Origin of the sequence: Pseudomonas sp. Irchel s3h14, from assembly GCF_900187425.1 — a bacterium.
Classification (GTDB): domain Bacteria; phylum Pseudomonadota; class Gammaproteobacteria; order Pseudomonadales; family Pseudomonadaceae; genus Aquipseudomonas.
Genome location: NZ_FYDJ01000006.1, coordinates 315,546 through 333,223, shown reverse-complemented (window position 1 = coordinate 333,223; position 17,678 = coordinate 315,546). Strand labels below are relative to the sequence as shown.

At 58.7% G+C, this 17,678-nt stretch carries 15 protein-coding genes and 1 pseudogene; 10 read left to right on the top strand and 6 right to left on the bottom strand.

Annotated features, from left to right (window positions below; all coding sequences use genetic code 11):
* Nucleotides 1–73: 73 nt before the first annotated feature.
* The 4 genes from CKW16_RS15115 (at nucleotide 74) to CKW16_RS15100 (ending at nucleotide 3,524) form a co-directional block, all read left to right on the top strand.
* Entirely contained in the window at nucleotides 74–436 is a 363-nt protein-coding gene (locus CKW16_RS15115) for a hypothetical protein (RefSeq protein WP_095129067.1), read from the top strand.
* A gap of 153 nt (nucleotides 437–589) precedes the next feature.
* A complete protein-coding gene (locus CKW16_RS15110) occupies nucleotides 590–1,162 on the top strand; it encodes a chorismate mutase (protein WP_095129066.1) in 573 nt (190 codons plus the stop codon).
* A gap of 36 nt (nucleotides 1,163–1,198) precedes the next feature.
* Nucleotides 1,199–1,627, top strand: coding sequence for a nuclear transport factor 2 family protein (locus CKW16_RS15105; RefSeq protein ID WP_095129065.1), 429 nt, complete (start codon nucleotides 1,199–1,201; stop codon nucleotides 1,625–1,627).
* A 181-nt stretch (nucleotides 1,628–1,808) separates the two neighbouring features.
* On the top strand, nucleotides 1,809–3,524 hold the full coding sequence (locus CKW16_RS15100) for an amidase (protein WP_095129064.1): 1,716 nt from the start codon (nucleotides 1,809–1,811) through the stop codon (nucleotides 3,522–3,524).
* Between the two features lie 64 nt (nucleotides 3,525–3,588).
* Here CKW16_RS15100 and CKW16_RS15095 read toward each other — a convergent pair whose 3' ends face one another.
* The 3 genes and pseudogenes from CKW16_RS15095 to CKW16_RS15085 form a co-directional block, all read right to left on the bottom strand.
* The gene (locus tag CKW16_RS15095) at nucleotides 3,589–4,650 is read right to left on the bottom strand and encodes a sterol desaturase family protein (protein ID WP_256580485.1); all 1,062 of its coding nucleotides are present in this window, start codon (nucleotides 4,648–4,650) and stop codon (nucleotides 3,589–3,591) included.
* Nucleotides 4,651–4,746: 96 nt separating this feature from the next.
* Nucleotides 4,747–5,136 (bottom strand): cytochrome c family protein, encoded by a 390-nt coding sequence (locus CKW16_RS15090; RefSeq protein WP_095129063.1) that lies wholly within the window; start codon nucleotides 5,134–5,136, stop codon nucleotides 4,747–4,749.
* An 86-nt stretch (nucleotides 5,137–5,222) separates the two neighbouring features.
* Nucleotides 5,223–5,360, bottom strand: a pseudogene (locus CKW16_RS15085) (GlxA family transcriptional regulator); the annotation flags it as partial.
* Nucleotides 5,361–5,465: 105 nt separating this feature from the next.
* Between CKW16_RS15085 and CKW16_RS15080 the strand changes: the two are divergent.
* On the top strand, nucleotides 5,466–6,035 hold the full coding sequence (locus CKW16_RS15080; protein WP_095129062.1) for an acyl-CoA thioesterase: 570 nt from the start codon (nucleotides 5,466–5,468) through the stop codon (nucleotides 6,033–6,035).
* Nucleotides 6,036–6,101: 66 nt separating this feature from the next.
* Nucleotides 6,102–6,416: a hypothetical protein gene (locus tag CKW16_RS15075; RefSeq protein WP_095129061.1), complete on the top strand. Its 315-nt coding sequence runs from the start codon at nucleotides 6,102–6,104 to the stop codon at nucleotides 6,414–6,416.
* Here CKW16_RS15075 and CKW16_RS15070 read toward each other — a convergent pair.
* Together CKW16_RS15070 and CKW16_RS15065 are read right to left on the bottom strand one after the other, a co-directional pair.
* Nucleotides 6,400–7,674 carry a glucarate dehydratase family protein gene (locus tag CKW16_RS15070; protein ID WP_095129060.1) on the bottom strand — a complete coding sequence of 425 codons (1,275 nt, stop codon included), beginning with the start codon at nucleotides 7,672–7,674 and terminating at the stop codon, nucleotides 6,400–6,402. The genes CKW16_RS15075 and CKW16_RS15070 overlap by 17 nt on opposite strands.
* A complete protein-coding gene (locus tag CKW16_RS15065) occupies nucleotides 7,671–9,035 on the bottom strand; it encodes an MFS transporter (protein ID WP_095129059.1) in 1,365 nt (454 codons plus the stop codon). Before CKW16_RS15065 ends, CKW16_RS15070 begins: the two co-directional genes overlap by 4 nt.
* A gap of 106 nt (nucleotides 9,036–9,141) precedes the next feature.
* Between CKW16_RS15065 and CKW16_RS15060 the strand changes: the two genes are divergently transcribed.
* The gene (locus CKW16_RS15060) at nucleotides 9,142–10,044 is read left to right on the top strand and encodes a LysR substrate-binding domain-containing protein (protein WP_033060009.1); all 903 of its coding nucleotides are present in this window, start codon (nucleotides 9,142–9,144) and stop codon (nucleotides 10,042–10,044) included.
* A gap of 370 nt (nucleotides 10,045–10,414) precedes the next feature.
* Nucleotides 10,415–11,548 (top strand): aminotransferase class V-fold PLP-dependent enzyme, encoded by a 1,134-nt coding sequence (locus CKW16_RS15055; protein ID WP_095129058.1) that lies wholly within the window; start codon nucleotides 10,415–10,417, stop codon nucleotides 11,546–11,548.
* 501 nt (nucleotides 11,549–12,049) lie between these two features.
* On the opposite strand, the gene CKW16_RS15050 is transcribed toward CKW16_RS15055, so the two are convergent.
* Nucleotides 12,050–13,141, bottom strand: a complete 1,092-nt coding sequence (locus CKW16_RS15050; protein WP_095129057.1) for a DUF3616 domain-containing protein — start codon at nucleotides 13,139–13,141, stop codon at nucleotides 12,050–12,052.
* A gap of 348 nt (nucleotides 13,142–13,489) precedes the next feature.
* On the opposite strand from CKW16_RS15050, the gene CKW16_RS15045 reads away from it, so the two are divergent.
* Both CKW16_RS15045 and CKW16_RS15040 read left to right on the top strand, forming a co-directional pair.
* Complete coding sequence (locus CKW16_RS15045; protein WP_095129056.1) at nucleotides 13,490–14,158, top strand: polysaccharide lyase family 7 protein; 669 nt, start codon at nucleotides 13,490–13,492, stop codon at nucleotides 14,156–14,158.
* Between the two features lie 511 nt (nucleotides 14,159–14,669).
* Nucleotides 14,670–17,369, top strand: coding sequence for a DUF5801 repeats-in-toxin domain-containing protein (locus tag CKW16_RS15040; protein ID WP_095129055.1), 2,700 nt, complete (start codon nucleotides 14,670–14,672; stop codon nucleotides 17,367–17,369).
* Nucleotides 17,370–17,678 lie beyond the last annotated feature (309 nt).

Below are 17,678 nucleotides of genomic sequence, written 5' to 3'. Positions count from 1 at the left end.
TGAAGTTCTCATAAAAAATCCGCGGCGTAACATCAGCGCCATACCCAACAACTACACCCCGGAGCACACCATCATGAAACGCCAAATCCTTCTCAGCATCGCTTTCTCGGTTTTTGCAGTTAACGCTTTCGCCGCTACCTCTGCTCACCCGGCTGTCGCTGAAGGCGGCTCGGATCGTCTGATTGAAAGTCGTGTGGCTGAAGGTGGTTCGGATCGCCTGATCGAAAACCGCGTCGCTGAAGGTGGTTCGGACCGTCTGATCGAAAACCGCGTTGCCGAAGGTGGTTCCGACCGTCTGATCGAAAACCGCGTCGCTGAAGGTGGTTCGGATCGTCTGATCGAAAACCGCGTTGCTGAAGGTGGTTCCGACCGTCTGATCGAAAACCGCGTTGCTGAAGGTGGTTCCGACCGTCTGATCGAAAACCGCGCTGCATAAATGAATGGCTTTACCGAAGCACTCAACGAAAAGCCCGGCCTGACAAGCCGGGCTTTTTCGTGCACAAAATAAATCGATCCCTGCTTAATGCCTCCGCCGCACCTGTGATACATAACACCTGATTGTGAGTCCCGTACCCAATGAGGTTTGCCCATGCTCCACTCCCCACGCTTACCGCAACTGCTGACCTGCGCCGTCCTCGGTTTACTCGCCTGCAGCGCGCAGGCCGGTGCGCCCTCCCCGGCACCCGATAGCTTGCAACCGCTGCTGGTAACGTTGAACGAGCGCCTGAGCATTGCTGATCTTGTGGCGCTGACCAAGTGGGACAGTGGCAAACCGATCCAGGACAGTGCCCGGGAAGCACAAGTCATCGCCAACGCCAGGAAACTGGCCGTTGAGCGCAAACTGGACCCGGACGAAATAGCCGATTTGATCGCCGCACAGATTGAAGCCAACAAGCTGGTGCAGTACGGGCTGGTGGCCCAGTGGCGAGCGGCAGGCAAGGCGCCTGACACGCCGCGGCCAGACCTCGCCAATCAAATCCGGCCACAGCTCGATGAGCTGCAAAACCGCCTGTTGCAGCAATACGCCGCCTTCGCGCCCTACCGCAAAGACCCGCAATGCGCGGACTGGCTAGCCAAAGAACGATCCAGCCTGATCAAGGACGGTCTGCATGGTCAGGCACTGATACGCGCCACCGGGGAACTGTGCGTCGCTGATCGATGACAGGGTAACCAAACAACAAAAATACAGGAGTTGAAAATGTCTGAACTGAAACTGCATCCCAAAGCCGCAGAATCCCTGAACCACTGGCACGACATGATCAGCAAGAGAGACTTGAGCGCCTTGCCCGGTTTGTTGGACCCACAGGCGATATTCCGCTCCCCGATGGCTCACACGCCTTACCCGGGTGCAGCCGTGGTATCGATGATTCTCAACACGGTCATCGAGGTATTTGAGGACTTTGTCTACCACCGGGAACTGTCGACCGCAGACGGGTTGAGCGTCGTCCTGGAGTTCAGCGCCAACGTCGGCGGGAAAGCGTTAAAGGGCATCGACATGATCCGGTTCAATGAACAAGGAAAAATCGTCGAGTTTGAGGTGATGGTCCGTCCCTTGAGTGGCCTGCAAGCCTTGGGCGAGCAAATGGGACAACGCCTTGGCGCTTACCTGGCGGCCAGCAAAGCCTGAAGACGTTGCATCGCCTTGGGCGATGCCTCTGCTCCCGGCTTGGTGTTAAATAGAGCGCGTAAAGCAGCGCAACGAGAACACCGATGAATACCCATTTTGAGATTAGTGATGTCCCTGAGCCCAACATTCAGCGCGATGGCAACATTCATTGCGTCGCCCATCAGCAGACGGTGGTAACAGCATGATCGAGGTCACCGAGGTTTCCATTGCCGAACTGCGTGCTGCGCTCGAGTCAGGTCGAACCACTGCGGTTGAGCTGGTTCAGGCCTATCTCGCCAGGATTGATGCCTACGACGGTCCCGACACGCCCACCGCCCTCAACGCGGTGGTGGTTCGAAACCCCGAGGCGCTGAACGAGGCGCAGGCGTCCGATGCTCGTCGGGCCAAGGGCGAGACGCTGGGTCTGCTCGATGGCATTCCCTATACGGCCAAGGACAGTTATCTGGTGAAAGGGCTCACTGCCGCCTCCGGCAGTCCCGCCTTCGCGAACCTGATTGCTTATCGCGATGCGTTCACGATCGAACGGCTTCGCGCTGCTGGTGCGATTTGCCTGGGCAAAACCAATATGCCGCCGATGGCAAACGGCGGCATGCAGCGCGGGGTCTACGGCCGCGCGGAGAGCCCGTACAACGCTGACTATCTCACCGCTCCCTTCGCCTCGGGCTCATCGAACGGCGCCGGTACCGCAACTGCCGCCAGTTTCGCGGCATTCGGCCTCGCGGAAGAAACCTGGTCGAGCGGACGCGGCCCTGCATCGAACAATGGTCTGTGCGCCTATACGCCTTCGCGCGGGGTGATTTCGGTGCGCGGCAACTGGCCGTTGACGCCGACGATGGACGTTGTCGTGCCGTTTGCCAGAACCATGGCCGACCTCCTTGAGGTCCTTGACGTGGTGGTGGCGGAAGATCCCGACACCCGTGGCGATCTGTGGCGGATGCAACCCTGGGTGCCGATTCCGAGTGTCGCTTCGGTGCGTCCCGCTTCCTATGCCGAGTTGGCCGTGAAGTCCGATGCACTGGCAGGAAAGCGCTTCGGCGTGCCGCGCATGTACATCAACGCGGATCCCGAAGCGGGCACGAGCGATGCGCCTGGCATCGGTGGTCCGACGGGGCAGCGAATCATCACCCGTCCTTCTGTGATCGGGCTCTGGGAAGAGGCTCGCAAGGCACTAGAAGCTGCCGGTGCGGAAGTGATCGAAGTCGATTTCCCGCTGGTCTCCAATTGCGAGGGTGATCGCCCGGGTGCACCGACGGTGTTTACGCGAGGCCTGGTGTCCAAAGAGTTCCTGCATCATGAGTTGTGGGACCTGTCGGCCTGGGCGTTCGATGATTTTCTGCGGGCCAATGGCGACCCCAAGTTGAACCGCCTGGCCGATGTCGACGGACCGCTGATTTTCCCGCACGACCCGGGCACGCTCCCCAACCGGGAGGACGACCTGGCCGCAGGCATGGACGAGTACGTGAAGATGGCCGAGCGCGGCATCACACCGTGGGACCAGATCACCACCGTTCCTGACGGACTGCGCGGACTTGAACAGACGCGTCGAATCGATCTTGAGGACTGGATGGATCGGCTGGGGCTCGATGCGGTGCTGTTCCCGACGGTGGCCGACGTGGGTCCGGCGAATGCCGATGTCGATCCGAAGTCTGCGGATATCGCGTGGAGCAACGGCGTCTGGGTCGCCAACGGCAACCTCGCCATCCGGCACCTGGGCGTCCCCACGGTCACGGTACCGATGGGCGTCATGCCGGACATCGGCATGCCCGTCGGGCTGACATTCGCTGGTCGTGCCTATGACGATTCGACGCTGCTGCGCCTGGCTTCGGCGTTCGAGTCGATCGGAACAAAACGATTGATCCCGCCTCGCACCCCACCCTTGCCGGTTGGCCAACAATAGAAAGGGCGGGATTGGGGCGTTATACGCTCCAATCCCGTCCACTGGTTGAACGTCAACCCGGTATTCAGCGCCAACGTCGGCGCAAGAGTGTCGACGAGCGTTTTTCGGCGAAACGCGACGGCCATTCCATGGCACGCCTGGCGGGGAACTTGCGGGCGATGTCCACAAAGGGCGTGACGATCAGGCTATAGAGCGTCAGGTAACGGTCGTGATCCTGTTTGCCGGTGCCGAACTGAATGGGCTCGGGCGTCGAGTGTGTGACGTAGAGCGTACCGAACATCCAGTCCCAGAGTGACAGGTTGGTACCGAAATTCTTGTTGAAGTGTCGGGGCGCGTCACTGTGGTGAATCTGGTGCTGCGCCGGGCTGTTCAGCACATGCTCGACCACGGGCCCGAAAGACAGCCAGACATGGCTGTGACGCAGGTTGGCCGCCAAGGCATTGAGGATCAGGACCATGTAGGTCACGCCGAACAAGCTGTACCGGCTGATCTCCCCGCCACAGGCGTACCAGAAGACACCGGCAAAAGCGCCGAGGAAGACGGTGTCAGTCAGTTTTTCGACCATTTTTTCCACAAAGTGAATCCGGCTTGCCGTCGCCGGCACTAGGACGGGCGCGGAATGATGGACTTTGTGGAACGCCCACAGATACCGGGAATGAAAGGCGCGATGGCCCCAGTAATGGATGAAGTCTTGCACCAGAAACACGCCCAGCCCGTAGAGCAAGGATAGTAAGAGGTTCTCCCCCACCTGCACGCGTGCGCCCCAAAGATTGTTGAAAAACGAGATGTAGTCGCCGGAGCGCAGGACGTACGGGTCGACCAGGCCAACAATGGGCAGCACCAGCGCGACCTTCAGGATGGCCCGCACGAAGTAGTACCGGTAATCCAGCAACGCCGAGGGATGAAAATGAACCCGGTGTCCGCCGATGAACTGCCAGAAAGAACGTGCGTCGGTCAGCCCGCGATATTTTCTGAAGCGGTACAGGCTGTAGGCGATGCTGTAGGACACGCAGAGAAACACGATGCTGAAGCGGCCGTTCAGATCGAAAATGCCAAGAAACTGATCCGTGACAGGCTCGATCACCCACTTGATCAGGTAGTCATACAGAAACGCGAGTACATCCATGAACGGCTGCCCCTCCGTCAAAAAGGGGGAATTGTAAATCAGATCAGAACCACCGGGTGTTCCGCACTAGCGAATGCCCTCGAAAGTCGCAAAGTCCTACTGCGGCTGAAACGTCTGAAGGTACGCCAACAGGTTGTCGATCTTTTCCGGGTCGCTGAGCCCCCAGAAAATCATGCGGGTGCCGGGCACCACTTCTTTTGGATCTTCGAGGTACGCGGTCAGCGTTTCGCGGGTCCAGACAATGCCGGCGGATTTCATCGCATCGGAATACTGGTAATCCGTGGTGCTGCCCGAAGGGCGTCCAAAAATGCCATTGAGCTGCGGCCCGAATGAACCGCGCGCCGACTCCCCGACCTGATGGCAGCCGCCGCATATCCGCTTGAACAGTGTCGCACCCGCTTCAGCATCGCCGGCCGCGTGTGCTTGCGCGCCGAGTAATCCGGCATTGAGCACCAAGGCCAAGGTGAGTACGGCGGTTTTCTGCATGTTCTGCTCCCAATCATTTGTGGCTTGGCGCAAGTGAATCAACTCGCACCCGGATGAAACTTCTTCCTGTACGCCGCTGGCAGCAAACCCTCAAGCAAGGCGATGACCACGTCAAAAGGCGCACCGGCCGTGTCGGCGAACAGGTTGGCGGCGCTGAGCACTTCCACGGCCATCGTGGCGCTGGCGGCGGAACATTGATCCGCCAGTAAAAGCGTGACGTGCATAAATGATCCTATTGCGCTTTTCGCATGAAAAAAGTCATTTGCGCACCTACCTTATCCGATCCTTCCTCCCTAAAGTGCACGCGTCATTCAATCATCGGCGTACTTATGAATCTCTGGTTCCGACTTTTCCTCATGCTGTTTCGTCGTCCATGGCGCAAGCCCGTTGACGCCTTGGCCACCACCATCGTCCACATGCGCGTTTGGCCGCTTGATCTCGACCTCAACCGGCACGTTACCAATGGCCGGTATTTCACCCTGGCCGATATCGGACGCATGGACTATGTGCTGCGCAGCGGCGCATTCCGGGTGGCGCTGCGTAATAAGGCCGTGCCTATCGTCGGGGACACCTGGGGCAAGTTTCGTCGTGAGCTGAAACTGTTCGAAGCGTTCGAGATTCACACTAGGATGCTCGGCTGGGACAACAAGTGGAGCTTTATGGAGCACCGCTTCGTGAGCAAGGGACGCGTGGTCGGTGTCGTGGTGATGCGGGGTCTGTTCCGCTCTGCCAAAGGCACGGTTCCACCTGGCGAGTACGCCCGGGAGCTGGGCTTGGCTGAACACTCGCCGCCGATGCCGGAGTGGCTGACAGACTGGTCGCAAAGCTGCAATGACATGAGCCGTGAGCTTCGAGAGGAAGAAGGTCAGCCTGCACGGCGCCCGCAGACCGTCGAATAAATTCGACGTGCCCGCTATCCTGTGCCCCCCGAATCTACGCCTGCCACGATTTCACCGGAGACATCAGTGCCGCCCCTGACCGCCCGCGAGGTTTACCAGCAATTGCGCGACGCCGCGCTGGAAGTTCGGCTTTTAAAGCGCCTCGACGAACAACCCGAGCCGGGCCAGGTACAAGTCGATATCGAGGGCTGGCGCCTGACCCTCGCCTTCGACGGCAATCACCTGCGCCACTGCCAACGTTGCCAAAGCCCGGACGGTCGCGAGGGCGTGCTCGACAGTTGGCAACGTTACGGCACCGATCCGGTCAGTTTGCTCAGCGCCTGGGAGCTAGCGCAGATCGAGCGCCTGAGCACAGCTCACGTGATCAAAAACGCGGTTTGACCGCCTTCCACTCCGGCTTGTAACGCTGCATCTGTTTCACGTCATCGCGCTGACGAATGCCGCAAGTCAGGTACTGGTCGTGCAGCTTGCCCAGTTGATCGTGATCCAGCTCCAGGCCCAACCCGGGCGCACGGGTGATTTTCACGCAGCCATCGACGATGGGTATTTTGCCGCCCTTGATCACTTCTTCATCCGGTTCCTGCCACGGGTAATGCGTGTCGCAGGCGTAATCCAGATTGGGCACCGCGGCGGCGACATGGGCCATCGCCATCAGGCTGATGCCCAAGTGCGAATTGGAATGCATCGACACGCCAAGGCCAAAGGTGTCACACATTTTCGCCAGCGCCTGGGTGTCGCGCAGGCCGCCCCAGTAATGGTGGTCGGCGAGGACGATCTGCACGCTGTTCAACGCGACGCTGCGGCGAAACTCATCGAAGTCGGTAACCACCATATTGGTCGCCAGCGGCAGGCCGGTGCGCTTGTGCAGTTCGGACATGCCGTCGAGGCCCGGTGTCGGGTCTTCGTAATATTGCAGGTCATCGCCCAGCAGTTCGGCCATGCGAATCGAAGTTTCCAGCGACCAGTTGCCGTTCGGGTCGATGCGCAACGGGTAACCGGGGAAAGCCTTTTTCAGCGCCTTGATGCACGACACTTCGTGCTCTGGCGGCAGCGTGCCGGCCTTGAGCTTGATGCTCTTGAAACCGTTGGCCTCGATCATGCGTCGCGCCTGGGCGACGATCTGTTCTTCGCTCAGGGCTTCGCCCCAACTGTCGGGTTTGTAGGGTGAGTCGACATGCTGGGCGTACTTGAAGAACAGGTAGGCACTGAACGGAATCTCGTCGCGAATCGCCCCGCCCAGCAAGTCCACCAATGGCACGTTCAACGAGTGTGCCTGCAAATCCAGGAATGCCACTTCGAACGCCGAATACGCATTGCTCACCGCTTTGCTGGCATGGGAGCCCGGCGCCAGTTCCGCACCGGCAATGCTCGCGGGTTTGTTCGCCGCCACCGTGGCCTGCACGATGCGGCGCAGTTGATTGAGGTTGAACGGGTCGAGGCCGATCAACTGGTCTTGCAGTTGCTGCTGGATCAGCAGCGCCGGGGCATCGCCGTAGCTTTCACCCAGGCCAATGTAGCCGTTGTCGCTTTCAATCTCGATGATCGAGCGCAGCGCAAAGGGTTCGTGGATACCACTGGCGTTGAGCAGCGGCGGATCACGGAAGGCGATTGGGGTGACGGTGACTCGTTTGATTTTCAAGAGGCTGCTCCCTTTGAACCTGAACTCAAGGCTTGATGACTGATGGATTTTTCAGGAGTTGTGACGTCGCAACGCGGTGCCGTGCGGGCGAAAAAGATCACCACGGCCGCGACCAGTGACGTGGCCGCCAAACCGTAGAGGCCGCCTTCGATGGAGCCGGTTTTTTGCTCCAGGAAACCGAACGCCGTCGGGGCGACGAAACCGCCGAGGTTGCCGATGGAGTTGATCAAGGCAATCACCGCGGCGGCGATGCGAGCGTCCAGATAGCCTTGCGGAATCGGCCAGAACAATGCCGAGGCGGCCTTGAAACCAATGGCGGCAAAACAGATGGCGACGAAGGCAAAGATCGGCCCGCCGGTGGTGGACATGAACATGCCGAACGCGGCGATTACCAGGGTCAAGGCCACCCAGGCTTGCTGGTGTTTCCATTTGCTCGCCATGGCGGCGAAGCCATACATCGCGATGATCGAAATGATCCACGGAATCGAGTTGAACAGGCCCACCTGGAAGTCGCCGAGGTTGCCCATTTTCTTGATCATGCTTGGCAGCCAGAACGTGGCGCCGTAGATGGTCAGGGCGATGGAAAAGTAGATGAAGCAGAACAGTGCGATCTGCTTGTCGGCCAGTAGCTTGAACATCGACGGCTTGACTGTCTGTGTGGCTTCGCGGGCCTGTTGTTCCAGCGCGATGGCGTCAACCAGTGCGTCCTTTTCTTCGGCGCTCAGCCATTTCGCCTCGCGCGGATGGGATTGCAGCCAGAACCACACGAACCCACAGAGCACGATCGAGGCAAAGCCTTCGATCAAGAACATCCACTGCCAGCCATGCAGGCTGAAACCGCTGACATTCAGCAGTGCGCCAGAGACAGGACCGGAGATCACCGAGGCAATGGCCGAACCGCTGAGGAAAATCGCCATGGCTTTGCCGCGTTCAGTCGACGGCAGCCATTGGGTGAAGTAATAAATGATGCCGGGAAAGAAGCCTGCTTCGGCTGCACCGAGGACAAAACGCAGCACATAGAAGCTGGTTTCGCCGCGTACAAACGCCATGGCCATCGCCGCCGCGCCCCAGGTGAACATGATGCGCGTCAGCCAGGCGCGAGCACCGTAGCGTTGCAGCAGCATGTTGGAGGGGACTTCGAAGATCGCGTAACCGATGAAGAACAACCCGGCGCCCAGGCCGTAGGCTGCTGCGCCAATGCCAAGGTCGGTTTCCATGTGGCTGCGCACGAAGCCGATGTTGACCCGGTCGATGTAGTTGACGATGAACATCACCACGAACAGCGGCAGCACATGGCGCTTCACCTTGGCCGCTGCGCGGGCGAGCACATTCGGGTCCGGCGGACTCTGGAGGGTATTCAAGGGGCGACTCCCGATCATTGTTTTTTTAGGGACAGGCCGATGATGGACGCAGGTATTGATCCCGTCTAATCTAACTTGGCATTCGATTGATACCTGGATTAGATCAATGTTCGAACTGACTCAACTGCGCTGTTTCACCACGGTGGCGACCGAACTGAATTTCCGCCGTGCCGCCGAACGGTTGAACATGACTCAACCGCCCCTCAGTCGACAGATTCAACTGCTGGAACATCACCTGGGCGTCGAGCTGTTCACCCGCACCACCCGCAGCGTCGCCCTGACCGCCGCCGGCCGCGCCTTCTTCATCGAAGCGCAGAACCTGCTGGAGCGCGCCCAACAAGCCGCCGTCACCGCCCGCCGTTTTGCCGAGGGCGACATCGGCTCGGTCAACATCAGTTTCGTCGGCAGCGCGGTGTATGAATTCCTGCCCAAGGTCATCGCTGAAGCACGGCTCAAACAGCCGCATGTGAAAATCGACCTGACGGAGATGAACACCTACCAGCAACATGAAGCCCTGCGCGCCCGTCGTATCGATCTGGGCATCGTTCGAGCGCCGTTGCTGGAGCCGGGATACGCCACCGAATGCCTGGTGCGCGAGCCGTTTGTATTGGCGGTGCCGAGCCGTCATCGGCTGGCGAGCGCAGAAACCGTCTCGGTCAAAGACCTCGATGCGCAACCGTTCCTGATGTACTCCCACGCCGCTTACCCGCCGTTCAACGAACTGCTGACCGGCATGCTCCGCTCTGCCCGCGTCGCCCCGGAATACGTGCAATGGCTCGGTTCATCGTTGACCATCCTTGCGTTGGTCAACGCCGGCATGGGCCTGGCCCTGGTGCCTCGCTGCGCCACCAGCGTGGTGTTCAAGAACGTGGTGTTTCGCGATATCGATCTGGGCGAAGGTGTGCAGAGCGAGCTGCATTTGATCTGGCGCGAGAACAATGACAACCCGGCGTTTGCAATGTTGCTGGAAGGCATTCGGAGGGCTGTGCGGGAGGGATGGGGCGTTTGAGTTTGGCGTTGCCTGGCGTTTCTTTAGGGTCATCGACCACGTTGGTCAGTAGCGGCCCTTCGTGGCCTACAACTATCGGCCATAAGCAGTCAGTGGACAGACTAGGTGTAACCGGATTGCCGCGTTGCGCCATCGTTGTCGACCAACCGGACTGGGGGCAGTTGCACCATTTTACTCGTGCATAGGTAATTACCTGCTTTTTACCGTTGCATTTCTTGTGCGCAATCTGCGCAGTTAGAGCCAGTTGCCGCCCACAGGTGATGCCAGCCGCTCGACAGAAGTCGCAATTCAATCCCGAGCAATCTTGTCATTTGCCAAGGCTTAGGGCAGGGTCGATACCACTGACATCTCTGCCAAAGGAGTCACCCCCATGTCAAAGCTATATCCCAGTATCGATCCTGAGGGGCTGGTCGAGTACTCAGTGGTCTACACCGACCGCTCGCTCAATCACATGTCGCAGTCATTTCAAGCCGTGATGAAGAACATTTCCAGGACCCTGAAACAGGTCTACAACGCCCAGGCTGTTGCGGTGGTCCCGGGCAGCGGCACATTCGGCATGGAAGCGGTGGCGCGACAGTTTGCCACCGACCAGCAATGCCTGGTGATACGCAACGGCTGGTTCAGTTATCGCTGGAGCCAGATCCTTGAGATGGGCAACATCCCGGCGGCCACCACGGTGCTGAAAGCCCGACCGGTCGACACTGGTCGCCAGGCTGCCTACGCCCCACCCCCTCTGGACGAAGTGCTGGCAGCCATTCAGGCGCAGAAGCCGCAGATTGTCTTCGCCCCCCACGTTGAAACCTCATCAGGGATTATCCTGCCCAACGACTACCTGCGGGCCGTCGGCGACGCCGTGCATGCGGTGGGTGGCCTGTTCGTGCTGGACTGCATCGCCTCAGGGACGCTTTGGGTTGATATGCAGAAATGCGCAGTCGACCTGCTGATCAGCGCACCGCAGAAAGGCTGGAGCGCCTCCCCTTGCTGCGCCCTGGTGATGCTCAGTTCTTTGGCCCTCGAGCGCATCGAGCAGACGCATAGCAGCAGCTTCGCCTGCGACCTGAAAAAGTGGCTTCAGATCATGCAGGCCTACGAACAGGGCGGACATGCCTACCATGCGACCATGCCCAGCGATTCCCTCGCGCGGTTTAACGAAGTGATGAAAGAGACGCAAGCCTACGGTTTCGACAAGGTCCGCGGGGAACAACAGGCTCTGGGCGATCGGGTGCGCGCAATGTTGACCGGCAAAGGCATCAAAAGCGTGGCCGCAGCCGGTTTTCAGGCCCCTGGCGTAGTGGTGAGCTACACCGATGATGCCGACATCAAGAGCGGCAAGAAATTTGCCGACCACGGCCTACAGATCGCCGCCGGAGTACCGTTGCAATGCGACGAGCCGGCCGATTTCCAGACCTTCCGCATCGGTCTGTTCGGACTCGAAAAGCTGCACAATATCGAGCGCACGGTCAGCACCCTCGAGCAGGCACTGGACGAGGTGATGGTTAACTAAGCCCTCATCGTGCCCGCAGCAGATACCGAACTTGTGAATTCCAGGAAGGCATCCTGCCTTGGGCACTGCCGGCCCATGGCGCTGATCTTCGACGAATATGACGCTGGTCGTCGGGACGTCATTTTAGAACCACAAGGGAAAGCTCGTGCACGCGTCTTACTGACACGTGCGCCCTTCAGCGCTATCAAAAAAGGGTTTCAACGAAGCCTTTCACGGGGCGTGATGATTGGCGGCTGTTTGACTTGGAACGACCCAAAGCTGACTGTGGCGACAGGCAGAAATCGGCTGTGGATTCAACCGGTCGACGCAACACAACTAAATTCTGTGTAAGCAGAAGGAGTGTTGCAGATGAAGCAGAGACCTCGGATCTATTACACCGAAAGCCATTTCACCGCGATGAAGACCGACTCAAACTGCAGGGCCAGTGCTGCAAGTCCGAGGGTGGCGACCAGCAGCCCAGGCAAACTGATCTACAGACCGCGTTGACGTCGAGGTGCGTGGCTAATTCAGGATGAACAGGTCCCCTTCCACATCCGTATCGCCGTGTTTACGACTCTGCGCCGCAGAGTCGTAGAGGATCAGCAGGACCTCCCCAAGCTGCTCGCCCGATTCGAACAAACACATGCCCTCAGCGTGATCATTGCCTTGCCCAAAAGGCACCTCCAGCACCTTCTCCAATTGATCCGTAAAGACCACGCTTTCCTCGTCGGACGCGAAACCGCCGCGCCAGCGGAAGACCGTTACCGGACCATCCTGGTCCATGGTGGGACCCGCCAGGATCAGCAGATCGTCACCGCTAGTGCACAGGTCACGCAAGCCCAGACCATTTAGCGCGAAGAAGTGCTTGCGATAGCGGCGCCCATCCGGACCGATCTTCTTAAGCACCAGCGTGTCAGTCGAGGCGTCGTTCAGCTCAGGTTCTATCTCCAGCAACACCGCCCAGCCGCGAAGGACCGGTCCACGTAGCCCTAGCAGAAGACGCGAGCCAATCACCACCAACCCTTCGATATCGAAGCCGTTGTCTTTACCCGGGATACTCAGGAAGTCGCGTAGTTGAGGATCTTCAGCAATGGCCGTGGTCAGGTCGTTACTGACCTCGTTGCCATGTAGCTGCGCCGCCGTACGTCCATCGGCGTCCACCTTCCTGGCGAGTGCATAGCCGTCGTTCTGCCGGACCACAGGTATGCGGGCCAGCAGAAAGCGATTGCCCTGCGCCTCTACCGTCGATAGGCGCTTGATATTCTTCTGTGCAGGAGTGCCGGCCTCGGCCTTCTTTCGCTTCAGGCTATGGGAGCCCACCAACCAGAGGTAACCACTGTCATGGGTATAGGCCAACCCCTCGATATCGATCTCGGCGTCTTGCTTCGGTAGGGGCAGATCCAAATACTCCAGGAGCTGAAACGATTGGTGCTCATCGCACGTTACGACGTCGCCGGGCGTAGCATCCTGGATTTGCAGGCGTTCCAGGCTCGTGGTTTCGTCGTTCGCCACCCAGAGTGTGTCGTCAATCTGCTGAGCGACCGAAAGGCCATTGCGCAACGACGCAAACGCCGGATCAAAGCTCAACAGCGCAAAATTGCTTCGGTGACTCATGAGCGGTCTCCTGTCTTTATGGCGCGGCGCGCCGGTTATTCAGTACCGGCTTCTGAGCGTGTTCTTCGTCCAGTGCCTGCACTCATCCTAGCCGACCCGTCCACCGCTGATGGCTTAGGTCCCTTCGCTGCTGCTAAGCAATCCGGATTAGTTCCATCAACTCCCAAAATAGCCGACTAACGGTGACCCCCGTAGGCACAAAGCCTGCACTAACCACCTCGACGAACATTTGACGTCAATCTATCGCCATACGGGTTTTCTAATCAGCAGACCCAATTGACACAGCTCAATAGCGTCGGTTCGAGCGCAACTGTGGCCGCAACATTCCCCGCATACAGGATTATTGACATGATCGACCTCGCCACCTGGAATTTAAGCATCCCTGAAGGCAGCCCACCGGCTACCATAGAAACGCCTCGACTGGCGCAAGGCTTCAAGGACCAGTATTTCAGTTCTGAAGCCGATACCCTTTCCTTCTGGGCACCTGTGACCGGTTCCAGGACGGCCAACGCTATTTACCCGCGCAGCGAGTTGCGGGAAACCTATAGCGATGGAACGCTGCGCAACTGGCAGTATTCAGCGGCGGATAACATTCTGCGGGCGAGTCTGACCGTCAATCAGGTGCCCAGCACCGGCAAGATCGTGATTGGTCAGATTCACAACAAGGACAGCAACAGCCCCATGGTGAAGCTGGAATACCAATACAAAACGTCGGCTTCGACGGGAAACATTGTCGTCAAGGTGCGCATGCGCCCCGACGATGAAGTGGGCCAGGTCATTACCATTGCGACGGGTGTGCCGCTCGACCGCAACTTTTCCTACCAGATCCACCTCAGCCCGAAGGGCGCGCTGGGCATCAGCGCAGCAGGATACAACTGGAGAACCACCATCGACCCGAGCTGGAAGACCAAACCACTGTATTTCAAAGCGGGTGCGTATGTGCAGGACAACACCGGCTATCCCACCGAGGGCGGAAAAGTGACGTTCAGGATGCTGGAGATCCAACACAACATTTAGTCGCTTCTTTAGGTCACTACCATTGGCACGCCGATCCGAAGGGTGAAGACTTTAGTGGATTTCCTCGTCGATCGGCTACCAAGTGGCTAGCTGTCAGTGAACTCAACCGCGCGGGCGGCAGATGCCCTCGAAAAACACTAAATTACGAAACACCTGCTGAACGATTTAGCCAATCTGTTGCATCGACCGGTTGAGTCCACAGTCGATTTCGGTCAGTGGTGACAGGCAGAAATCGGCTGTGCAGTCATTCGCTGACATGTACAAAGGGGATTGCTATGCGCCGTGCATAGGTCATTCTCGGCCTTGAGCACCAGCGCCAGTCCTCATTCAGAAACGGAATATGCGTCGCCGCTCATTAGCGCTCTGATCCCGTTCCCCCCTCCCAAGTAGTCTGAAACTCCCATCCCGCTTGGGAGGATCGGCCGATGCGCAATCCTCGACCTATACCCATAGTTCTGGGCAATGGTCAACGGTCAGGCCTCGATGACCGCAATTGCTCGGGAGAAAAATCATGGCTATCGGAATCACGGGCGTGGACGTTTCGCTGGACGAAACGGCCGGATTGCAGAACGCCACCGCCACTCCAAGCCCAGCGGGAGACGCTGACGACAACGACATTCTGGTGGCGTCCCTGCCCTCGGCCTTCTCTACCCGTTTGACCGCACTTGGCGCGGGTACCGCAACGGGTGCAGCCTTGAGTGGCTATACCGGTGCCGTGGGCGACACGGGCAGCGATGCGTTCACCATTACCGACGGAGCAAGCATTACCGATATCAGCTTCGTCGACAGCGCTGGCGCACCGCTTAATGGCGTGGACAGCGGACTGTTTACCCTCGATGGCACCAGCATTCTTCTCTACACAGATACGAACAACAACAACATCCTTGTGGGCCGCGCCGGGGCCGCAGATGGCGCGATCGTGTTCGCTGCCTATATCGAAGAAACCGGATCGCCGGTCACGGGCGGCAAGATCTGGACCGTGGAGTACCAACCGCTCAAGCATCCGGATGCCACGGACGCCGATGATTCGCTCAATCTGCTGGATAAGGTATTCGTCGGAACCAGTGAGGACCTGGAATTCAGTCTGGCCAATGCGCCCTCCGGTCAGAACCTCTTCCTGATGTTCACGACGGCGGACCCGACAGTTGTCGACGTCGGTGGTGTCTTGCGGATCACGGATCCCACCATCATCGCCACCGGCAAGAATCCGGCGAATCAGTCAACTGGCGTCAATATAACGACTGGCGACACGATCAATACCAGCCAGGCGGCTGGCCCGACCACCTTTGGCACCAACAGCCAGATGATTACGGAACAGGAGGGCATTCGTTATTCGTTCGTCACCGGTGCCAGGCAGGATATGACCATTCCCAACCTGGATCAGAACGAAGCAGATGTTGAAGCCAACATCGACTTTACCGACGTCGTCAATGCGAAGAAGGCCAATTTCGACATCGTGCAGTTGCAAAGCGGCAAGAGTGCTGTCGTAAAAATCAGCGCATTCAGCACCGCTGCTGAACCTGACGTGAACTTCATCGACGGCTATGCAAATGATTCGCCGGTTGCCATCACCAATGTTCGCGTCATCAACATCAGCACCGGGCTGGTGGTGAATGATCCGGCCCTTGTCATCAGCTTTGATGCTAATGGGGTTGCAACAATCACCGGCGTTAAAGCCGGCTACCAGATTGAATACACCACAACGTTGGATCACAACCGCGTGCTCATCGAGAACGGAGCGGCCCTCGACGCCAGGGGCAATACCCACGCCGATTTTGATATCGGTGGTTTCACACTGCTCCAAACTGCTGTTACGACCGCCGAAATCGGCTCCAAGATCATCTTCGAAGATGACGGCCCAGCACTCGCCTTCGGCAACCTGATCGGGACCGGTAGCGTCCTGCCGCAAACTGGCTTCTGGAGTAATTCAGCCGGCGCCGACGGGCTGGATACGAACGGTCTGGATATCTCGTTGGTGAATAACCAATTCACCCTCGTCAGGCCAGACAACACGACCACCACCGGGACCGGCACGCTCGTCGAGCAGTCGCCCTCACCGGACGGTAATGGCGCGTACCAATTTGCAGGGACGTTGACCGGCGATTTCGACAACAACGCCACCACGGCGGATACCAGCGTCGACTACACGCTAACCGCCTTTGCCAATGGCAGCTATGTGCTGGATCTGGTGCAAGGCTTCAGTTCGACGGTCGTGCTCAGCACTGCCGACGGCTCGCTCGGTGCCGGCGGTCCGGACCCGGTGCGCACATTGTTAATTCCGAAGACGAATGACCCGACTATCCCTTCGGCATCTGAGGAAGTTGTGTTCTTTTCCGCGAAGGCGCTTGCGTCGACTTCGGACATCCTGGACGGTATCGGGCTTGGAGCACCCGACCCCACCGAAGCCGAGCTACAGACCAACCCCCTGCCCTCGTACATCGACCCGAGGGCCATGAACGTCAGCACGTCCGGCATCGGCGTCGCCAATAACGTCCTTCAGGGAGATAACCTGGTGGCAATCGGCGCTACCGATGAAAGTTTCGTCGTCAATCCGGAGACCCTGCTGACGGCCATGAAAGTCTTCATCGACAACTCTGTAGCGGGTTACAACACCGCGACCGAGGACCTGTACTACAGGATCTACTACGAGGATGGCACGACTTCGAACCTCATCGAGGTGAATGCCCTGACTCCAGAGCCCCGTGGACAGGTGTCCTTCCTCATTGAGCAGGAGGGCACGGTGCTGATCGACGCTGTTCAGCTCACGATGGGCCGAGGCGAGATCAAGATCCCGGTGATCCAGTTCATTCAGGAGACCGAGAGTCTGGCCAGTGATATCCAACTGACGTTCAACGCGACGGTGACGGACAGGGATGGGGACTCGGCATCAAGTACGTTTGACGCCAACCTGTTCGCCAACGACCTGGCCGGCGCCTTCGACTACACGCTGGTGGGCACGGGCGGTGAACGTGATGCCTTCAACGTCGACTTGGCATTCGATGAGAACCTGTACCAGATTACCGGCTTCGATGCGGACGCAAACCTGCGAGACACCCTGGTGCTCAACGGCGACCAGAGCGCCGTTGTCCAGATCGACAACAGCGGCACGGACAGCATCGTGACGGTTGCCGAAACTGGTGGAGACGTCACGACCATCACCTTGGTCGGGGTTGATCTTCTGTCTAGCGACATTGTTCTTGGCAGCGTCTGAGGCGTCGCGCGCGTGAAAGGATGCAAGGGTGGCGGAAACCACCCTTGCATTGTTTTTTGCAGTTCCAGTATGAGATCCGCACGGATCGTATCCGTGGAGAGTTCTCGAGCACCACAAGGATTAAAGAACGCGGCGGGGCATCAAAGAGGACATCACCATCAACCTCGGCACCCTGTGGCAGGCCACCGACAAGGATGGCGACACGGTGACGGCCCAGGCGCGCCAACGGGTGTCAGAGCGTCTTGTTTTGACGTGAGATCGCATCCAGTTCCAAGGATTCGATTTTAGCTGTCGCGTGCATGATGCCGG

Coding starts and splice junctions, on each gene's coding strand:
- CKW16_RS15045 (WP_095129056.1), top strand. CDS start 13,490: ATGATCGACCTCGCCACCTGGAATTTAAGCATCCCTGAAGGCAGCCCA.
- CKW16_RS15115 (WP_095129067.1), top strand. CDS start 74: ATGAAACGCCAAATCCTTCTCAGCATCGCTTTCTCGGTTTTTGCAGTT.
- CKW16_RS15105 (WP_095129065.1), top strand. CDS start 1,199: ATGTCTGAACTGAAACTGCATCCCAAAGCCGCAGAATCCCTGAACCAC.
- CKW16_RS15095 (WP_256580485.1), bottom strand. CDS start 4,650: ATGGATGTACTCGCGTTTCTGTATGACTACCTGATCAAGTGGGTGATC.
- CKW16_RS15100 (WP_095129064.1), top strand. CDS start 1,809: ATGATCGAGGTCACCGAGGTTTCCATTGCCGAACTGCGTGCTGCGCTC.
- CKW16_RS15110 (WP_095129066.1), top strand. CDS start 590: ATGCTCCACTCCCCACGCTTACCGCAACTGCTGACCTGCGCCGTCCTC.
- CKW16_RS15040 (WP_095129055.1), top strand. CDS start 14,670: ATGGCTATCGGAATCACGGGCGTGGACGTTTCGCTGGACGAAACGGCC.
- CKW16_RS15055 (WP_095129058.1), top strand. CDS start 10,415: ATGTCAAAGCTATATCCCAGTATCGATCCTGAGGGGCTGGTCGAGTAC.
- CKW16_RS15060 (WP_033060009.1), top strand. CDS start 9,142: ATGTTCGAACTGACTCAACTGCGCTGTTTCACCACGGTGGCGACCGAA.
- CKW16_RS15090 (WP_095129063.1), bottom strand. CDS start 5,136: ATGCAGAAAACCGCCGTACTCACCTTGGCCTTGGTGCTCAATGCCGGA.
- CKW16_RS15080 (WP_095129062.1), top strand. CDS start 5,466: ATGAATCTCTGGTTCCGACTTTTCCTCATGCTGTTTCGTCGTCCATGG.
- CKW16_RS15050 (WP_095129057.1), bottom strand. CDS start 13,141: ATGAGTCACCGAAGCAATTTTGCGCTGTTGAGCTTTGATCCGGCGTTT.